Below are 18528 nucleotides of genomic sequence, written 5' to 3'. Positions count from 1 at the left end.
GCATGGCGGGAGCGATCATCGGCGCGCTTCGCGTCGTGCTGGGCCTCGACTCGGCCAGCTTTAAAACGGGTGCGAAAGCGGCAGAGAGCCGTGCGAACCAGCTCGCGTCTCGCCTCCACACCTCGTTCGGCACAGCGACATCCGCGTCGGCGACGCTGACCGGCGCACTGGGAGCGCTTGGTAGCGCCATCGCCATCGATGCGATGGCCGCTGCCACGCAACGCGCGTTCGACTATGCGGATGCGATCGTTGATCTGGCTGATCGCACCGGTGCCACGACCAAGACGATCCAGGAGTTTCGCTACGCGGCGCAGATGTCGGGGTCCGACGTCGCGACCGCTGATGCCGCGCTAGATAAGTTCGCCAAATCTCTCGGCCTCGCGCAGAGCGGCAGCGACCAGCAGGTGAAGCTCTTCCGCGAGCTTGGCGTCACCAGCAAGGATTTCGACGGTGCGCTGCGGCAGACGATGGACGGCCTGTCCAAGCTGCCGACGGTGCAGGAGCGCAACGCGACCGCGCTGACGCTGTTCGGGAAGTCGGCATCAACCCTCACCGTCCTATTGGGTCAGGGCACAGCGGCGTATGATGCGCTCGCATCTTCGGCCAACGAACTGGGCATCGTCCTGCGCGACGACGTGCTACGGAACGCCGGGCAGGTAAACGACAATCTCGACCGCCTGAAAATGATCATGGACGCGCAGTTTGCGGCCGCGATCGTCGCCAATGCCGACAAGATCGCGATGTTGGCGCAGATCGCGGCGGACTCGTTCTCGGCCATTACCCGCTACGCCTCAGACGAGGCGGATGAGATGACCGCCATCTTCGCGGGGCTAGGGTCGGTGTTCGATCCCCTGCTCGCGGGCGCGAAGGATGCGTTCGGCGGCATCCGCCGCGAGGCCAACTACGCGCGCGACACGATTGCCAACATTCTCGCGGGCGTCGACAGGGTCCGCAACTTCTTTCCCCGGATCCAGAACTGGGCGAATGGCGTCGACCGGAAGCTGTTCAGCAGCTCGTGGAAAGCCGATGCGGAGATCTCCGATCTATCGGGAGGCTTCCTGAGAAACGAAGGAGACGCTCGGCAACGACAGGAAGAGCAAGGTCGCCGCGCGCTCGGCCGCCAATGGAACCGCGGCCTGTATGGCGGTGGCGCGCGCGGTGCTGGCGGTGCGCTGCCGACCCAAGGCAACGGTGAGGCAGCCGCAGCAGCGAAGAAGGCTGAGAGCGATCAGAGGCGGGCGGCGGCGGAGGCCAAGCGAGCCGCCGAGAAAGCAAAGCGCGACCGCGAGCGGTACGAACAGGAGCTTTATCGCGCGTCAAACGAGTCGCTCGCCGCTCAGAAGGATCTCGCCATTGAGATTAGCGACCGTGCAGCGGTCGAACGTGAGCGCTTGGCCAACGAGCGCGCCGCTGCCAATCGCCAGGTGCAGGCCGATGATGACCTAACCCAAGCGCAGAAGCAGGTTCTGCTCGGCCTCAACAAGCAGATCTACGATCAGAAAGAGGCGTTGCTGCTGCGACAGCAGGCCGAGGATGAGGCCAAGGAAGCGCTCACCGCCGTTCAGGCTCGGGGTGACAACGAGGCCGACATCCTGCAAGCGCAGGTCGGGCTGGCGCGGACAGCGAAGGAGCGCGGCCGACTAGAGCAGCTGATCCTCGACGGTCAGTTCAAGCAGCTCCGCCTCACCCAACAGGCGATCATCGACAGCCAGACGGCGAGCCAGCAGGAAAAGGACCTCGCGACCGAGCGATTGAAGACCTTGGGAGTGCTGGAAGGCTACGCCCGCGAGCGCGCCAACCGCGACAACGCCGGACCGCTCCAGCAGTATTTCGACAGCCTGCCGCGCAACGCCGACGAGCTCAACGAGGCATACGAGCGGGTCGCGGCCGATGGCCTGAAGAACCTGAACGACGGCCTCGCCGATGCGATCACTGGCAGCCGTTCGCTGGGCGACGTGTTCAGCAGCATCGCCGATCAAATCATCGCCGACATGGCTCGCATCGCGATCCAGCAGATGGTGATGAAGCCACTCAGCCGGCTGCTCGGTGACACCAGCGGTGACGGCGGTGACGGCTTCTCGCTGCCCGGTATCTTTGGCGGCCAAGGTGGCGGCGGCGGTTTCTTCGGCATGTTCAAGACCAAGTCGCCAATTTCAGGGATGGGCAACGGACCCACGTGGGGCATGCCAGGGCACGAGGGCGGCTTTTTGCCAGGTCTCGCGACCGGCGGTCACTTCAAGGTTGGCGGGCGCGGCGGCATCGACCGCAACGTGCTCTCGATCAACGGCATCCCGCGCGCGATGGTGAGCGCGGACGAGCGGGTACACGTCAACTCGATCGGCAACGGCGGTGCTCGCCAGCCGGCTGAGTTCGTCTTCTACGCCGACGAGGGCTCTACCTTCCAGCCGCGGGTGCAGCAGATTTCGGGCGAGCAAGGCATTCAGATCCAGCGCGCCAGTAGCCGCACGTCAGCGGTGCGCGCGCGCCAATCGCTGGTGCGCTGATGATCGACCTTACCGCTTTGTCCGCGCAGGCGTCGGCGCCGCGGTTGCTCGACTTCGGCGGCTTTCTGACGCCAACGCTGGGTGGACCGATGCAGCGGGTCGACCGGCTCGGCAATCGCCACGCGCTCGACGTCACCCTGCCGCCCATGAGGGCTGATCCCGAGGGGCGCGTGTGGGTGTCGCGGTTGAAGCGCGCGAAGACCGAGGGTGCGTTCATGCGGTTCCCGCAGATCGGGCTGCGCAACGGCGTCAGCGGTGCACCCGTCGTGGCAGCAGATGTCGCTGCTGGCCGCACCGTGCCGGTGGCCGGGTTGCAGCCGCGCTGCGAGGTGAAGGAGGGCCAGTGGCTCTCGGTCATCCATGCTGAGCGCCGCTACCTGTACAGCGTGGACGCCGGCGTGCTGGCTGGCGCCGACGGCACTGCGATGCTGGCAATCACGCCCATGCTGCGCACCGCGCTTAGCGCCGGTGACGTGATTGAGCTCGTGCAGCCCCACATCGAGGGGCTGATCCTGGAAGACTTCGGCTGGACCATCGACAAGGCGCGCACGATCGGCCTGTCGTTCACAATCACGGAGGCGGCATGATTGAACGTATTATGCTTGCCGGCCTGATGCGGCTCGAGCTGCCCGGCCGCACCATCCGTCTCTGCGATGGTGGCGTCGTGCCTGCGTTCGGCGAGACGTTCGTCGGCGCTGATCCCGATTTCGGTACGCTCGCCGGCTTCGAGGCGCTGACCGAGGGTGTGGGCGACGAGGCGCCCGCGGGCACGATCGCCATGCTGCCTCCGTCACCTTCCGCCGCTACGATGCTATCGCGACCCGAATATCAGAACAGCCGGCTGCGGCTCTTCGTCGCGGAGCTCGATGTGGCTACTGGGCTGCCGATCGCCGAGCCCGACCAGCAGGCGGACTGGCAGACCGACACCACCGTTCTGCGCATCGGCAAGGGCACTCGCTCGCTGGAGATCGGCTGTGTCAGCCGTGCGCAGCGACTGCTCGCGCTCAACGAGGGCAACGTGCTGTCGAGCACCGCGCACCAGCGCGTTTTTCCAGCAGAGACAGGCTTCGACCAAGCGACTGGCCTTACGAACCAGGTCGCATGGGGCGAAGCCGCCCCACCGCGCGGTGTCGCATGAATCTCGCTGCGCGCGCGGAGGCGACCGAAAAGGTGGTCGCACGCTTCCGCAACCGGCCATTCGACTGGAGTGATCGCGCCACCTGCATCCATCTGGCGCGCGCGCAGATGCGAGCGCTCGGCCACCGCCCGCCCGCGATCCCGGACTTCCGCTCCGCGCTCGGCGCGCGCAAGGCGCTGGAGCGCACCGGTTACGCGAGCCTGGAAGCCCTGCTCGACAGCATGTTGCCGCGCATCTCGCCGCTGTCGGCGTGGGTGGGCGACCTGATGCTGGTGCCGGGCAAGGAGCCATTCGGCGAGGCATTGGCGATCAACGCGGGCGGCGCGCTGCTGATGTATCACGCGGAGGCGGACGGCGTAGCGAACGTGGTCGACGCGATGGTGCACGTGCGCGCGGCTTGGCGGCTATGAGCGAGGCGCTGTCGAAGGTCGGCAAGGTGGCCGGCGTGGTCGCGACCGTTGCGGCGTTCATCCCGGGCGGCCAGACGATCGCGCTGGTTGCTTCTGCGGTCGCGCTGGCAGCGAACATCGGCGCTGAGATCACGGCGGTAAAGCCCCCTGCGCGCGGCTCGGTCAATGCCATCGCGATCGGCAGCGACAACCCGACGCCGTACCTGATCGGGCGAACCTATTACGGCGGCACGCGCGTTTACCAACGCGGCTACGGTCCGACAATTGACCAGTTGCCGAACCCGTATCTGCTGTTGGTCGACATCTATTCGGGCGCCGGCCCGGTCGACGGACTGGAGGGCATGTACGCGGACTTTCAGCCGATCTCCTTCGCGGGTGATCAGGCCAGTGGGTACTTCTCAGGCTTCATGTGGCGGGACACGCAGGTAGGCGTCGCGCCGGAATTATCGGCTCTGACGCCGCATTGGTCAGGCGCGCCAAACTGGGGTGCCGCGGCCAAGCTCAGCGGCAAGGCGGCGATCGCGTGGTCGTTGAAGCGCGACAAGAAGGGCAAAGTGTTCGCCAGCGGGGTGCCACAGACCGGCGCTGTGTGGCGCGGCGTGCGCTGTTGGGATCCGCGTCTCGACTCGTCTTGGCCAGGTGGCAGCGGACCGTGCCGCTTGGCTGATCCGGTGACGTGGCCGTGGACGCGCAACCCTGGCCTGCACGGCCTGAAGTATGCGCTTGGCACGTACCATGCCGGACAGAAGGTGTTCGGCATTGGCATGCCGATTGACGGCCTGATCGTGTCCGACTTCCTGCATCTGGCCAACGTGTCAGACGCGAACGGCTGGCACTGCGATGGCGTGATCTTCGAGCCTGGCAACAAGTGGACCAACCTCAAGGATATTCTCGCCGCGGGTGCGAGCGAGCCTGTATTCGTCGGCGGGCGCCTGGGCGTCATGGTTGCCGCGCCGCGCGTCGCGCTGGACACGGTTACTGCTGATGACCTCGCCGATGACGAGATCGTGGTCGGCGCCGGTCGTGGCTGGGAAGCGCGGCTGAACACGATCGTGCCGAAATATCGGTCCGAGGCGCACCAGTGGGAATATGTGCAGACCGAAAATGCGGTTGCGCGCGCGGACCTGATTGCGATCGATGGCGAGGAGAAGAAAGAGGAGCGCCAGTATAATCTGGTGCAGGACGCGACGCAGGCGACCCAGCTTGCCGCGCTCGAGCTGCTCGACCGGCGCGAACTGGGCGACATCGAGATCACGGTGAAGCCACGCTTGCGGCGCTACGGTGCTGGCACGCTGGTGATCGTCGACCTTCCCGAGGCGGGTCTCGCCTCTACGCCGTGCGTCATCCTGAAGCGTACGCTTGATCCGCAGACGATGACGGTGAAGTGGGTGCTTCGCGGCGAGACGCCAGCCAAATACGCCTACGCGCTCGAGCAGACGGGCACTCCACCTGCCACCCCGGCGCTTCGGACGACAGCCGACTACGACGATGTCGCCACCGGAGCTGCGGCGATCAATCGCGCCGCGCACTGGATCCGCGCGCAAACAGTCGAATTTCCAGCCACGACAACTGCTACGTCGATCGAAGTGGTAGCATTTGGCGCCACTCTCGACGACGGCAGGGTCATCAACCTGCCCGCCGGTCAGATCGATGGCCTCGATGACGCGTCCAACTTCCGCCTGTTCTACGCGCTGGAGGATGCCACGCCCGCGTACACCGGGGCGACCGGCGAGGCGTTCACCGGGGCCGACGGTCAGGCATTCGCGGGCATCATCCCGGCCGGCAGCTACTATGCCGCACCGTCCGACTCGCTACTCGACGCCGCAAACCCCGCCTTCGTGGCGATCCGCCTTGTGACCACCGCAAACGCCGACGGCACGACCTATCCGCCGAGCGAGACCCCGCCCGCGGGCGACAGCGGCAGCGGCTATGGTGGCGGCGGGCGGTACCAGCAGCAGGTGGCGCAATGACCGAGCGCGTTCCCGAGGTCCGCCGATTGTGGGCGGTGATCAAGCCCGGCACCGCCGGCCGCGAGGTGCTGCACCTGACTGCGCGCGAGCCGGACTGCACCGGCATGTCGGGCGTGCTGCTGCTCACCGGCATGCTCGTCGACGATGGGCTCGAGCTGCAGCTGGACCTGGTCAGCGATCCGAAGCAGGATCCCGCGCTGACCGGACCGAGCGGCCCGAACGGCTGGACGCCAGTGCTAGCTGGCGAGGCGGACGGCACGCGGACGCTGCTGCGGGTGACCGATTGGATCGGCGGTCGCGGCGACAAGCCCGCCCTCGGCTACGTCGGCGGTAGCGGCTCGACAGGGCTGGTCGCGAAGGCCGACGCGTTCAACTTCAACGCCGTCAAACGCGTCGCGATCTTCAGCGGCACGACCGGCAGCGATGGCATCGCGACGATCGCCTTCTCGCCCGCCTTCTCGACCGTGCCCGCCACTGCCCTGCCCTCCGCCGTGCCGAATGTCCTGACCGGCCCGGTCAAGGCTGAGCTCGTCGCCGGTAGCCTGACCAAGGACGGCTGCAAGGTGAAGGTCACCGCCGCGGCGCTGTTAACTGGCGTCGTCGCTGCCCTCGCCGGCGCGACCGCGTCCGTCATCGTCATCGAAGCCTGACACCCTCCACCGGAGATTACCGACCATGCTGACCCGTACCGTCGCGGCGCTCGCCGCGGTGCTGCTGACGTGCGCGCCCGCGGCCGCGCAGCTCGACACGCGCACCATCCCGCAGGCACAGCCGCTCACCAGCACCGAGCGCATGCCCGCGGTTCAGGGCAGCGGATGCGCCGCAAAGACGACGCCGTGCGCGAGCGTGGCGATCACGCCCACGCTGATCTCGACGTTCCTGGCACCAGTGTTCCAGCCGCTCGATACCGACCTGAGCGCGATCGCAGCGCTGACCACCGCCAGCTTCGGCCGCTCGCTGCTCACCCAGGCCGATGCCGCCAGCGCGCGCTCGACGCTCGGCATCACGCAGCAGGGCAGCACCACCGTGCAGACCTTCACCGCGTCGGGCACGTGGACGAAGCCGGCGGGCGCGAAGACAGTGCGCGTGATCGTCAAGGGCGCGGGCTCGGGCGGCGGGTCGGGCAGGCGCGGCGCGGCGGCATCGGTGCGCACCGGCGGCAGCGGTGGCGCAGGTGGCGGCTATACCGAGATGGAGCTACCCGCGGCTTCGCTCGGCAGCAGCGAGACGGTGACGGTCGGCACCGGCAGCGCGGGCGGCACGGCGGTCACGGTCGATAGCACCAATGGAAATGCCTCGACCGCGGGCGGCGCGTCTTCCTTTGGTACGTGGGCCGTCGCGCGCGGTGGCAACGTGGGTCAGCCGGGCGGCACCACGACGGGCAGCGGTTCGACCGGCGGCACGGGTCTCTTCGCCGGCGGCAGTGGCGGGGCGACCACCACGACAGCTGGCATCGCGACCGCGACCGCGCTCTGGTCGGGCGGTGGCGCGCCGGGCGGCAGCATCACGGCTGCGGACGCCGTGATCACGCCTGGTGCCAGCGGCGCGCCGCTCGTCTCGGGTCTCGCCGGCTCGAGCAGCAGCCAGTCCGGCACTTCGCTCGGCTGGTCCTCGACCGGCGGGGGCGCAGGTGTCGCATCGACGTCCGCTGCCGGCGGCAATGGCGGCGACGGTGTGCTCGGCTCGGGCGGCGGTGGAGGCGCGGCGTCGGTCAACGGCTTCGCATCCGGCGGCGGCGGCAAGGGCGGCGACGGGGTCGTCGTTGTCATCGTCTATTTCTGACCTCGATCTCGCATCGGAGTATCTGCATGCCTGACACTACCGCTCGCCTTGACCTGTCGGTCTGGCGCAACGACGACATCTACGAGTTTCCGCTGCGCGTCGTGGGTGTAGATTTGTCCGGCGAGCCGGGTGTTGCGCTCGCGATGCAGGTTCGCCTTGGCCCTGACACTCCGGGCGCGCCGCTGGTCGATCTTATCAAAGTCACCAACGGCAACGCCGAAGGCCTGCGCGTAGCAGGTGTCACGGTCATCGACGGCGCTCCGGTCAGCGACGTACGGATCCGCATCAACAAGAGCACCCGGCAGGCGCTGCCTTATGCGGGCGAGGTGGGCGACTCCGCGCCACTCTCCTACGCACTGCTGATCGCGGGCGTGACGCGGCTCGTCGGCAGCTTCATCGTGCTGGCGCACACCTATGGCTCCGACAATGCGCCGGCGTCGCGGCCCACTGGGTACGGCGCGACCTCTACGACATCGGGTGTCAGCAGCGGCGCCACCCTGACCATCTCGCAGGATGGCGGTGCGACGCTGGTGATCGACGGCGCGGCGATCGTCGCGGCCGCAGCGGCTCGCGCGGAGGCAGCCGCTGCTTCGGTCGTCGCTGCACAGCGGGTGCTGACCGACAGCCATCTCGCGGACCTGTACCGCAACCTATGGCCGGAAACGATCGCCTTCGGCCCCGGCGAGTGCATCATGGACAGCGCCAATTTGTACGGCGGCGGGCAGGGTTTTTACGTGCCTCGTTCAATCGAGGTGCGGCGCGGCGATACGATCTACACCGCTGATCCGGTCAGCAATGGCGAGAGTGCTTCGGTGGGCGGGCACGTCTTCTTCGCTCGGGCTGCCAACGAGCTCGTCACGACCGCGCTCTGGTACGACGCGCGCGACAACTCGTATCAGTACAACCAGATCGGCTTCCTGACGCAGGCGCTGGCGGCCGGCTACAGCAAGATCGTCCCTCTGGCGGTTTTTCCGCCGCGTACAGGTTTGATCCACTCACCGGTGGCGTGGCGACGCAGCACCGACGATGTGGCCGCCAACGCGACCACCTGGGGCCCGGATATCACGGCGGCCCCGGTACGCTTCGCGGCGATGACCGAGGTGGCGGTCACCGATCAGACGCTGCTCAGCTGGGGCGTTACCAAGGCATTGAAGGCCGCGAACGGTCGCATCGCGTTCGTCGGCGCCAACTTCCCGGCATCGCTCGGCCAGTCGCGCCTGTTCTCGCGCATCGCCGTGATCAGCGGCGTGGACGGCACCTTCACACCACCTCAGTTCCAGTTCTACGGCTCAAACGGCTACATCAGCGAAGTCGGCATGGCACTGGATCGTGTCATCTCGCCCCGCGTGCGCACCTACACCGTCAGCGTTGAAGCACCTGCGGGCACGAGGCAGATCCTCGTTGGCACAAACCAGGGCGGCGACGATCGGCCGTTGCAGGGCATCGCGGGTTGGCAGTTGTCCTATACCGGCGCGCCGCGCTTCATCCGCTTCGGTGACTACGCGATAGTGGCACCCGTCAGTGCAGTCGCAAAAGGCGTGCTCAAGCCTACGGACACGACCACCCTGACCGGTGACAGCCGGATGTCGGATTATGATTTTCGTGCTCCGAATTGGTCGAGCGTGCTCGGCTGCACCGTGCTCGCGCGCGGGCAGTCGGGGCATACGGTCGCACAGAATGCCAGCAACGCCGACTTCGCCGCGTACTTCGCCGGGTCGGTTGTGCCGCGGCTCGTCGTGCATCTGCCGGGTGGAAACGACCTGGGCGTAGCGGGCTCAGTAGGCACGTTCTCCGGCACCAGTCCGAACGGCTTGGCGGGCGAGCCGATCGTCACCGAGACGGACGTGACGCAGGATTACGCCGTCTTGAACGCGAGCAACAACTTGTCGTTTGTCCAGGCGATCAGCCACTACATTCGCAAGTTCCGGCTGCAATTCTACGACATCCGCGCGCGCGCCGGGCTGACCGGGACGGAGACCGAGGACCAGAAGAACGCCAAGATCGCGGCCGTTGTGTCGCCGATGCTCGTGCTGCTGACCGACATTCCGCAGAAGCGACAGGATGGGCGTGCGGGCGATCCCGCCAACCTCGAACGCAAGCGGCAGGCCGTCCTGGAGTGCGCGCGCGAGTATCAGGTGCAGGTCGTGGATACGATGGGCGAGCTGTACTTCGACATGACCAAGGAGGTCAGCTATCCGCCGAGCGGCAATCCTAACGACAATGCGGGCGTGTTCTTCCTAGACGGGCTGCACCCGAACGCCTTCGGCGATCGGCGCATTGCTGACTTCGTCGCATTGAAGACGGGATTGGCGTGATAACCACCAGCCCGGCGTCACGATGATGCCGAGCGTTACTGAACGGCCGGGTCGCCCTTCGTGCAAGCCGCGTAGGCATTGACCTGGCTGTCTGTTGGTGATGTCGACGTGGTGACAGCTACGACGCTGCGGTAAGGACCGGGATTGTCGTTTAACTGCCGCGCCTGGTAGCTTGCGGGCAGACCGGCGCTACGCAGGCAGGCGTCGACCTGATCGGCTGGGCGCTGCGAATAGATGGCGGCGTATGCGTCCTTCGGCATCGGAACGGCGGTCTTGCCGCCGCCCAAGCTGATGCATCCGCTGAGCGCCACCAGCGCGCCTGCCGCTACGATCGCCTTCATACCTGCCCCTTCTCGCTGTCCTGCCGACGCTAAGCTCGCAGGCACACGCCGAGGTTCCACGGAGACACATCGATGGACAACGCATCCCTCGCGGCCCAGGCGGTCGCGAACAGCCCCGGCGTGATCGCGCCGGCCAGCTTCAATGGGGTCGAGTGGCTCGTTGCGCTCAACCTGGGGCGATGACAGCGGCCTTCCTTGTCGCGCTGATGGTCATCGCCACGTTGCTGACGGATGGGCGTCGCTACAAGGCATACGAGACGCCGGGCGTATCACCCGCGCGCACCTGGCGCTTGATCGGCCTCCTTGTGGCTACCGGCATTATGCTCCGCTGCGGCGCCGAGGCGCTGACGTTGTGGGGCTGGGACATTGAGCAGCCGGCGAAGACCGGCACGTTCCTATTCATCAAACGTCTGATCGATCCTTTCGCGGTGGCGAGCGGCGTGACTGCGATGATCCTGTTCGTGCTCTCGCTGCCCGGCATCATGCATCAGCTTCGCCGCGAGCCGCTGCCGTTCGACATGTGGCAGGCCTGGCCAACTGTGCGCCGCATGCTCTGCGTGGCGGTGCTCTGCTTCGTCGCAGCCGTCGGCGTGACGGTGACGCGATGATCTGGCGCGTGGGGGCACTCGCCGGCGCAACCGTGCCTGTCGTCGCGGCTGCGGCCGATCTTACCAAGGGGGCTGCCGTGACCGGACCTGTCGTATGGCACCTGCTCGGCTACCCGTTCGAGGCGGGCAGCATGATCGCCGCCCTGTGTGCATGCGTCGCGGTCCGCTTCTACGTCGTCCAGCACGGCGCCGGCGCAAACCGCTGGCTGCTCGACATTCCGGTGTCGGCGCTCGCCTTCATGTTCACGGCCGGCATCATCGTGACCGCCCGTCCCGCCCCGCTGACCGCGCTGCTGTTCGGCACTGGCGTCGGCGCGCTCGGCGCGGGCATCATCAAGCTGGCTAAGGGCTACGTCGACCGCTGGCTCGGCGAGAACACCGGAGGTGTGAAGTGATCGACGCACTCAAGCTCCAGCGCCGTCTCGGCGTCACGCCCGACAATCAGATCGGCCCAGCCACCCTGACTGCGCTGTTCCTGCGCTTCGGCGCCAAGCTCGACGTCGCCCAGGAACTCGGGCTTGCGGCAGCCGTGCACTTTCGCACCTATGGCATCCTCGACGCGCCGCTGCGGCTGGTCCACTTTATCGGCCAGTGCGGCCACGAGAGCGGCAGCTTCCGCTACATGGAGGAGATCGCCAGCGGTGCGGATTACGAAGGCCGCGCGGATCTCGGCAACTCGCAGCCGGGCGACGGCAAGCGGTACAAGGGTCGCGGGCCAATCCAGCTGACCGGTCGCGCCAACTACCGCGCGGATGGTGCCACGTTCGGCATCGACTTGGAGCGTCATCCCGAGATCGTCGCCATGCCCTCGATCGGTCTGCTAACCAGCTGCCTCTACTGGTCGCGCACCGGGCTGAATGCGCTTGCCGACACCGACGACGGGATCGCCATCGGTCGCTCGATCAACCGCGGCAACCCGCGATCGGCGAAGCCGGCCAATGGCGAGGCTGAGCGCACCGCCTTCACTGCTCGAGTGCGCGCTCTCGTGCTTGGATAGTGGCCCAGGTCGCTTTCAGCACCGCGCCGATGAGCAGACCAACGACGAACGGCCATCCAAACCGCAGATCTGCGTGCCGGAACATTGCCATCGCACCCGTAAGAGCGAATGCGATCCCTACCGGCCAGGCCAGCACCGTCGCGAACGTCTTCAACCAAGTCATCAGCATCCGATCAGTTTAACCACGGAGAAGACGCATGCCCAAGATCAATCTCGCCGCCATCTTCCGCATCGCCAAGGCGCTCGCGCCCGTTGCAATCGCGGTGGCGCCTGCCGTGAAGCAGGCGATCAAAAAGGCGAACAAGCCGGCTGCATGAAGGTCGCCGGCCGCACCAAACATCGCCAACGGCGATGGAGGGGGTGGTGCGGCCGACTTCGCGGGACATTTACGAGAAATGGGTGCCGCGCTCACCGATGATGAGCGCTCACTGTTACAGCGCAAGGACTGGCATGGCGGGTGTAAGGAATAGCCTGTGTGAATTAGTGGATGGTCCGACGTTTATAACGTCGCGCTGCATCGCGCATTGTTTCGGCATCTGCTTGCACCCGCGCCCTCTGCTTCGCGGTGCGCCAGCTGACCCATAGCAGTGCACCAATCGCGAGGATTAGGAATCCGAGTGCCAAGATAATTGAAGCGATCATTTTCAAGCCTCCAGCGAGCCTTCTACTTCTCCACAGCTACGCATCCACCTCGATCATCGCCTTTCAGGGAGGTGTCGACCTGCATTGGCTTGCGAGAAGCGGCTAAACGCGACATCATCGTTCCATGTGGCCAGCCTCGCGGATCTACGCACTCTGCACGACACTGCTAGCCATAGCTGCGATTGGCTTGGGACGAACCGGTTATGCGTTCGGCTTGGCCGTCATGTGCGCGATCATGTACCCGCGCATCAAGCGCCGCGAAGTTGAAGCGCCTGATTAAGAGCGGCGCTAGACCGGTCGCCCCTCCACTCTCGCGAACCTCGCGCCTGCCAGCTGCGCATATTTCTCCCGCCACACCCCGCGTCCGCCCAGACAATCTCACCATCTTCACACCGGCGCCACCCTGCGCCTGACCGCCTACACCGCCACGATCACGGCAGCGCACGCGTGGAGCGCATCGGGGCAACTGGTACCGTCCGAGGTGATGCCGGATATCGCCGGCCGCGTGTTTACTGTCCGTAGTGAGGCACGCGGCCGACTTCGCGGCGGCTCCCCCAAGGGAGGCGCCGCCACGCGAACCAACCATGCCCTTCTTGTCGGCGAGATACTACACCCGAGCGCGTCGCTTCTGCGCCGATCGCTGCCGCCTCGCCTGCTCCATCCGACGGCGCCGCTGCCTCACTGCCACGGTACGCGGTCGCGCGTTCGGGCGCTTTCTGCCCCGCCACGCACTGACCACCAGCATGCCGGCGAATACGGCCACCTGCGTCACCCAGGCCGCGAACAGCGCCCAGGCTCCCATCACAATCCACCACATCACTCGATCCCCAGATACGCGGGTTTCACTGGCCACGGTTAAACCGTGGCGCTGCAGCCTGTAACCGGCGTAATCTATGAAAGGTGCCGCGCATGACCGCGCCTGCCTCTCACCTCACCCCATGGCAGTCATTAAGCTAGATCAGCGTGCGATAACGACTTGCAACGACCTAAGTTAGCGATAGCATGCCGAGTTATGGAGAGAGCCTACAAAGGGCGTCCCGCTGCGCGCGGGTTCGCGATCGCCGTTGCATTATGCATCCCGTTCTGGGCGACAGTCGTGTTCGAGGTGATTTACTGAAGTTTAGTCATTCTTCTGCCGGCGAGCGGTTAGGGCAAGGTGGCAGCCGCTAAAGGCAACTGCGGCGATCAGCTGTATGAGCACCCACCTCACGGCAGCTACTCATGCATTGCGAAAGATTGTGGCGGTTCCATTCCGAGTGTAGGTTTTCCTTACAAGTCGACAATTTGCTAATATAGATTAGGTCGATACGGCTTCATGCTACATGTCTTATAAGTTACTGACTTATATCAGTTAAGCCGGGATTCGTCATGAGCGGAATGGTTGAACCACGGGACGTAGCACGGATTATTGCTACGCTCACCGACTTCTCTGTAAAGCTGGATATGCAGAAGAAGTCCCTCATCAGCATCGCGATAATTCGAAGCCGCGTGAGGAAAGACCAGCATTGGCACTAGCACGCTCGTTGATACGCTCCCGAGCAGCAGCACAGGCGCTCTTTCCACAAGACCTCTTTCAAGATCCAGCATTTGATATTCTGCTGACGGTGTTCGTGTCAGATGAGGAAGGGCATGACATGCCCGTCTCAGCTGCCGTGACGAGCGGTGGAACACCTATGACCACCGGGCTGCGATGGCTGTCGAAACTTGAGAAGCTTGGCATGATCTGTCGTCGTGGGGACAATTTCGACAAGCGTAAGCAGTACATCTCCCTTACTGAAGAGACGCGTTCTCTCGTGATTGAATGGCTGACGCCTCTGCCTTTTCTAGAGAACCGCTGAGAGCGTGCAGAGCCGAATCGAGATAAGGCGCAGCGTCCAGTTCTGACACCTCATCGAGTATGGCCAGCGCCTGTTCCATCAAATCGCGGGCTTGGCATAAGCGGTGCAACATCATGCCGGTATGCTAGGCTTGTAGCTTGGCACCAGCAACAGCGAAGCGTCATTGCGGCAGCGTAATGTAACGATCACTGTAATTAGGCTGTTACCTCGCAGCGCTCGCGTCGCCCCCTTTTCGGAGCCATAATGCATCTCGATCGTCGCCTGGGGCGGCCGAGTGTGGACTGTAGCAGCGGTGTCACACTTGAGCGAAGTTAAGACCACAGCGGAACGGTGCATACCTGGCACCGTTGTCAGCGTTCCAACGGAGACGCCGACCCATGCCGCTATGCCATCACACGATTGACGCTCGGCATGCCTATCTTCGCCAGGTGAACGCAAGCTGGGGCCTACTAGCACGCGAACTTGAGAAGATCGCGGATGAGGAAACGCCGCACTTCACGCCGTCTCGCTACCAGTCCGCCCCCGTCCAGCCTCAGGGCCGGTAGTTTGAACGGCGAGCGCGACACCGGGCGAAGATCAGCCCTCCAACGACTGTGACGACGATAGCTGCGATCAGCAGATAACCTAGAACAGAGTGCATCAGCACGATTTAGCGGCGCAGCGTGTAAGTGCCGCTTGCAAATATGTATTAGAATGCGCGCCCCTCCAGCGAAGCAAAACCCGCCCCGGCTAGCATCGCGTACTTTTCCCGCCACCACCCAGCATCCGCCCATACCATCTCACCCTCGCTGCGCCGACTCTCCCACAGCTTCTGTCCGACCGCCTAGGCAAGCCCATCCCGGTCATTGCTGGTGCACAGCAGGCAGCGGCCGTGCCGATCGGCGTCAACGCTGTCGGCGAGGACGCCAGCGAACCCGCGGTAAATCGCGCGGTACTCCGGGTAGCCGTCCCAGGAGAACCAATGCGTGCCGTCGCAGCGGGACTCGAACATATCCTTCGCGAGCTGCTCCACCAGCGCCGGCCGATCGTCCGTGCGGCACAGCGCGCAGCGGGTGAAAGTGCGGTGGTCGTGCTTCACGCGACCGGTCGCCACGGCATGCGCGCGCCAAGCGAAACCTCGTCTACGTCGAGCGCCATCGCCATACGCAGCCGATCATCTTCGTCGAGCTTGCGCGGCGTGCCTTGCTCCAGCCACTGCTGCACGAAGGCTTCGTTGCGGCCGATCATCCGGGACAGCGCGGCGAGGCTGATGCCACGCGCCTCCACGCGCGCGCGGACCACGGATCGCGGGTCCGCCATCAGTATGCCCGCCAGTCGATCTCGGCTTCGTCGACTGCCTCGAACAGATCGCCCTCGGCTTGCATCGCTGAAAGGTGGCGGCGCACGTCCTCAGGGCTGCCGTTGCGCGGAAACTTGCGGTCGACCTTAGCGCCGGCGACCAGCTGGCCAACCAGCCCTTCACGGTCGACTTGGACGCGCAGCCATGCGCCGAACGTTTCGCCGTGATGGTTCGTAGCGGGTGAATGCGACTCGATCATGCCCCCATGATGCCGCCCACGATCCTACAAAACCAGACTTTTGTTCGCGTTCTGTTCCGTGTCACAATGACGCATGGTTGGCGACCCGAAGACCCTGCACGATCTCGCCCGCGTTGACGGCGCGGTGCACGTGCAGTGCCGCGTCTGCGGGCACGTCGAGCTGAAGGATCGCGAGGAGATGATCCGCGGCCGGCTGTTCCACCGGTTGTCGTGCGACTGGGAGGTGGTGTGCCGAAGCCAGCGCTGCGGATCGCCGAAGTGCGACAGCGCCGACGTGCGGGTGTCGGTCGCGCCCTACTCGCAGGACATGGACGTGCTGAAGCGCAGACGGGGCGCGATGATTACGATCGGCCTGGCTCTGCATATCCTGCACCGTTCGTCGTACAGCGCGACACAGGCCGGCATACCGGTCGAGGCGGTGCGGCTCGTTCTGCGCGCCCTGCACCCGTTTGTTGGCGATCGCTCGCTACTCGAGCGGTACTGGGAGCTCTATTCGCGAGAGCGGGCGCCGCATGAAACGCTGACGCTGCCGTTCGGGTGGATTGTGCAGCGGCTGGTGGCGCGGGGGTATTCGGTCCCAGGTGAGATGCGGACGGGCTAGTCGTTCGAACGCACCAGCTCGCGGCACACATCTAGGCACCTCCCGGCGATCTCGCGCGTCTCGGGCGCGATCGCCGGATCGGCGAGCAGTCGTTCCTGGTAAGCGATCGCGTCGAGCAGTTCGGGCACGTCCATCGCTCCATAGGCGAGTGCCGCGAGTGCGACCTTCTGATCGAGGTCAGTCACACGCGCTTCTGACACGTCGGTAGGCCGCGCGCGTCGCGGCGGCACGTGGCTGTCGGCGTAGAGCTTCTCGCCAGCGCGGGTCACTTGTCGTTCGCCGAATTACCGAGTGTCGACCGAGGTCGGGGAGTGGCTTTCGGTAGCGGCACTGATCCGACAGCTAGGTCCGACACACTCGACTTCCCTTCTAACGCCTGAACGCGCTGGTTTAGCAGGTCCAAGTCAACCTGCTGCGGTGCGGCCTCGAGTGCGCCTACGCGTTTATCGAGATCATCGACGCGCCGTGTGAGCGCCTCCCGGAGGACGTTATCTTCAACGCCAGCGATGTCGCTCTTTAACGCTGCGACCTCGGCAGCCGCAACGTTCGTCGGGATGTCTTGGGTGGTGGTCGTTGGCTGGCTGCATGCGGTCAACAAAGCCAAAGCGACAGTCAGGATCGAGTAGCGCATCAAAAATCCAAGTTCCGTCGCTCCATCTCCGCGGGGATCGCGTCGGCGGTGAGATCGCCTACCTCCCAACTGCTGCGCTTCCACGCGTCGGCGCTGGCGTCGTCGGTCCATGTGGCGAGCGTTTCCGGGGTCAGGGACGAATCGATCATGTCGAGCGATCGTAAGCCCGATTCGCGCATTATAACAACGATCACCGTCACGAGGGGGAGCGTGCGGGGGACGAAGCGGGAATATGTATGAAGGCGCGTTGAAAACGCACGATTTCTACTCGACTGTTAATCGAGCGGCCGTAGGTTCGAATCCTACTCAGGGAGCCATTTTCTGCTGCGAAGGTCAGTGAATAGCGCACTGATAACGTCACTGATTGGCGCTCGTCTGTAAGGAGTCAAAGCAAGGTTGCCGCCTTTACGCTTATACGGCGCCTGACATCAAAGATTAGCTAACTTATACGCCCATGTTCGTCGACCGGACTCGGCCGTAAGATCATCGCACAAGCGTGTCGGTGGCATATTGTGCGATATCGCCCGACGTCACGCGACGCCGGGCGAACTCGTCTTAGTTGCTGTCCGAGTCGTCGTCGCCGTTGACGATCGCGATCACGCCAATTGCAACGATACCCGCTAAGATGGCAAGGCCGACGAAGCCGAAGCCGCCGTTGAGCTCGCTCGACTTAGCAGTCGGCGCGCTGGTGCGCGCAACCTTGGCCACCGACAGGTTTGCCGCCGGGTTGGTGGCGGCAAGCGCCGGCGAGATCGACAGCGATGCGACCGCGACGGTAGCGAGAATTCTCTTCAGCATGGTTTATGTTCCTTCAATGGTCAGACCAGCCTGCCGCCAAGACACATTCAGTCGTGGCGGCGCACAGGTTCAGGTTATCGCTCAACGATCCACGGCGCCTGTGGTGCCCGTCGCGACGATATCTCCGATTGCGTCCTGCTTTTTCTTGCGGCTTTGTTGTGTTCGCGTCACACTTGAGGGTGCAAGCGGCGAAAGACCGCGCAACAAGGATGAGGAAGAATGATGCTGTTCATCGAAATTGGGTTTGGCTTGGTCGCGGCTTCATTCGTCGCCGTTCCGGTCGCATTGGCGATGTTTCCGAATCCTAAGTCGACTGATCGTAAAACGCTGTAAAGACAGCAGCTTCGGCACGTCTGGAGCTATTCCGTTCATCGCACGTTCCACTCGCATCGGCTACGCGACTTGGGTCGCGCCC

The 18528-nt window shown here is 64.8% G+C and carries 21 protein-coding genes; 13 read left to right on the top strand and 8 right to left on the bottom strand.

Annotation, left to right across the window (positions count from 1 at the left end; genetic code table 11):
* Positions 1 to 2 precede the first annotated feature (2 nt).
* Genes HRV97_RS03130 through HRV97_RS03095 form a run of 8 tightly spaced genes read left to right on the top strand, consistent with a single transcriptional unit; the run spans position 3 to position 10119 of the window.
* The gene (locus tag HRV97_RS03130) at positions 3 to 2504 is read left to right on the top strand and encodes a phage tail tape measure C-terminal domain-containing protein (protein ID WP_174192204.1); all 2502 of its coding nucleotides are present in this window, start codon (positions 3 to 5) and stop codon (positions 2502 to 2504) included.
* On the top strand, positions 2504 to 3091 hold the full coding sequence (locus tag HRV97_RS03125; protein WP_174192203.1) for a hypothetical protein: 588 nt from the start codon (positions 2504 to 2506) through the stop codon (positions 3089 to 3091). The genes HRV97_RS03130 and HRV97_RS03125 overlap by 1 nt, the downstream gene beginning before the upstream one ends.
* On the top strand, positions 3088 to 3642 hold the full coding sequence (locus HRV97_RS03120) for a hypothetical protein (protein ID WP_174192202.1): 555 nt from the start codon (positions 3088 to 3090) through the stop codon (positions 3640 to 3642). Before HRV97_RS03125 ends, HRV97_RS03120 begins: the two co-directional genes overlap by 4 nt.
* Complete coding sequence (locus tag HRV97_RS03115) at positions 3639 to 4052, top strand: DUF6950 family protein (RefSeq protein ID WP_174192201.1); 414 nt, start codon at positions 3639 to 3641, stop codon at positions 4050 to 4052. Before HRV97_RS03120 ends, HRV97_RS03115 begins: the two co-directional genes overlap by 4 nt.
* Positions 4049 to 6022 (top strand): phage tail protein, encoded by a 1974-nt coding sequence (locus HRV97_RS03110; RefSeq protein ID WP_246248488.1) that lies wholly within the window; start codon positions 4049 to 4051, stop codon positions 6020 to 6022. Before HRV97_RS03115 ends, HRV97_RS03110 begins: the two co-directional genes overlap by 4 nt.
* On the top strand, positions 6019 to 6672 hold the full coding sequence (locus tag HRV97_RS17610; RefSeq protein WP_174192199.1) for a hypothetical protein: 654 nt from the start codon (positions 6019 to 6021) through the stop codon (positions 6670 to 6672). Before HRV97_RS03110 ends, HRV97_RS17610 begins: the two co-directional genes overlap by 4 nt.
* Positions 6673 to 6697: 25 nt before the next feature.
* Positions 6698 to 7804: a glycine-rich domain-containing protein gene (locus HRV97_RS03100; protein ID WP_174192198.1), complete on the top strand. Its 1107-nt coding sequence runs from the start codon at positions 6698 to 6700 to the stop codon at positions 7802 to 7804.
* A 26-nt stretch (positions 7805 to 7830) separates the two neighbouring features.
* Entirely contained in the window at positions 7831 to 10119 is a 2289-nt protein-coding gene (locus tag HRV97_RS03095; RefSeq protein ID WP_174192197.1) for an SGNH/GDSL hydrolase family protein, read from the top strand.
* A 35-nt stretch (positions 10120 to 10154) separates the two neighbouring features.
* Here HRV97_RS03095 and HRV97_RS03090 read toward each other — a convergent pair whose 3' ends face one another.
* The gene (locus HRV97_RS03090; protein ID WP_174192196.1) at positions 10155 to 10460 is read right to left on the bottom strand and encodes a hypothetical protein; all 306 of its coding nucleotides are present in this window, start codon (positions 10458 to 10460) and stop codon (positions 10155 to 10157) included.
* A gap of 206 nt (positions 10461 to 10666) precedes the next feature.
* Between HRV97_RS03090 and HRV97_RS03085 the strand changes: the two genes are divergently transcribed.
* The 4 genes from HRV97_RS03085 to HRV97_RS03070 all read left to right on the top strand — a co-directional run bounded on the left by HRV97_RS03085 (position 10667) and on the right by HRV97_RS03070 (position 14545).
* A complete protein-coding gene (locus tag HRV97_RS03085; protein WP_174192195.1) occupies positions 10667 to 11068 on the top strand; it encodes a hypothetical protein in 402 nt (133 codons plus the stop codon).
* Complete coding sequence (locus tag HRV97_RS03080) at positions 11065 to 11463, top strand: hypothetical protein (RefSeq protein WP_223176550.1); 399 nt, start codon at positions 11065 to 11067, stop codon at positions 11461 to 11463. Before HRV97_RS03085 ends, HRV97_RS03080 begins: the two co-directional genes overlap by 4 nt.
* The gene (locus HRV97_RS17330) at positions 11460 to 12065 is read left to right on the top strand and encodes a glycoside hydrolase family 19 protein (protein WP_343044415.1); all 606 of its coding nucleotides are present in this window, start codon (positions 11460 to 11462) and stop codon (positions 12063 to 12065) included. The genes HRV97_RS03080 and HRV97_RS17330 overlap by 4 nt, the downstream gene beginning before the upstream one ends.
* Before the next feature lie 2165 nt (positions 12066 to 14230).
* Positions 14231 to 14545, top strand: coding sequence for a helix-turn-helix domain-containing protein (locus HRV97_RS03070; RefSeq protein ID WP_223176549.1), 315 nt, complete (start codon positions 14231 to 14233; stop codon positions 14543 to 14545).
* 823 nt (positions 14546 to 15368) lie between these two features.
* Here HRV97_RS03070 and HRV97_RS03065 read toward each other — a convergent pair.
* The 3 genes from HRV97_RS03065 to HRV97_RS03055 are packed head-to-tail and all read right to left on the bottom strand — an operon-like array spanning position 15369 to position 16083.
* Positions 15369 to 15623, bottom strand: coding sequence for a hypothetical protein (locus HRV97_RS03065; protein WP_174192193.1), 255 nt, complete (start codon positions 15621 to 15623; stop codon positions 15369 to 15371).
* Positions 15620 to 15826: a hypothetical protein gene (locus HRV97_RS03060; RefSeq protein WP_174192192.1), complete on the bottom strand. Its 207-nt coding sequence runs from the start codon at positions 15824 to 15826 to the stop codon at positions 15620 to 15622. Before HRV97_RS03060 ends, HRV97_RS03065 begins: the two co-directional genes overlap by 4 nt.
* 17 nt (positions 15827 to 15843) lie before the next feature.
* Entirely contained in the window at positions 15844 to 16083 is a 240-nt protein-coding gene (locus HRV97_RS03055) for a hypothetical protein (RefSeq protein WP_174192191.1), read from the bottom strand.
* 73 nt (positions 16084 to 16156) lie between these two features.
* Between HRV97_RS03055 and HRV97_RS03050 the strand changes: the two genes are divergently transcribed.
* Positions 16157 to 16684 (top strand): hypothetical protein, encoded by a 528-nt coding sequence (locus HRV97_RS03050; protein ID WP_174192190.1) that lies wholly within the window; start codon positions 16157 to 16159, stop codon positions 16682 to 16684.
* On the opposite strand, the gene HRV97_RS03045 is transcribed toward HRV97_RS03050, so the two are convergent.
* The 4 genes from HRV97_RS03045 to HRV97_RS03030 form a co-directional block, all read right to left on the bottom strand.
* A complete protein-coding gene (locus HRV97_RS03045; protein WP_174192189.1) occupies positions 16681 to 16953 on the bottom strand; it encodes a hypothetical protein in 273 nt (90 codons plus the stop codon). The two genes, HRV97_RS03050 and HRV97_RS03045, sit on opposite strands and share 4 nt — an antisense overlap.
* Positions 16950 to 17315 carry a hypothetical protein gene (locus HRV97_RS03040; RefSeq protein ID WP_174192188.1) on the bottom strand — a complete coding sequence of 122 codons (366 nt, stop codon included), beginning with the start codon at positions 17313 to 17315 and terminating at the stop codon, positions 16950 to 16952. Before HRV97_RS03040 ends, HRV97_RS03045 begins: the two co-directional genes overlap by 4 nt.
* On the bottom strand, positions 17315 to 17464 hold the full coding sequence (locus HRV97_RS03035; protein WP_174192187.1) for a hypothetical protein: 150 nt from the start codon (positions 17462 to 17464) through the stop codon (positions 17315 to 17317). Before HRV97_RS03035 ends, HRV97_RS03040 begins: the two co-directional genes overlap by 1 nt.
* A gap of 406 nt (positions 17465 to 17870) precedes the next feature.
* Entirely contained in the window at positions 17871 to 18113 is a 243-nt protein-coding gene (locus HRV97_RS03030; RefSeq protein WP_174192186.1) for a hypothetical protein, read from the bottom strand.
* Positions 18114 to 18528 lie beyond the last annotated feature (415 nt).

Source organism: Sphingomonas hominis, from assembly GCF_013328205.1.
In the GTDB taxonomy this organism is placed as follows: domain Bacteria; phylum Pseudomonadota; class Alphaproteobacteria; order Sphingomonadales; family Sphingomonadaceae; genus Sphingomonas; species Sphingomonas hominis.
The sequence above is the reverse complement of the archived record's forward strand: the minus strand, read 5'-3'. Positions and strand labels throughout refer to the sequence as shown.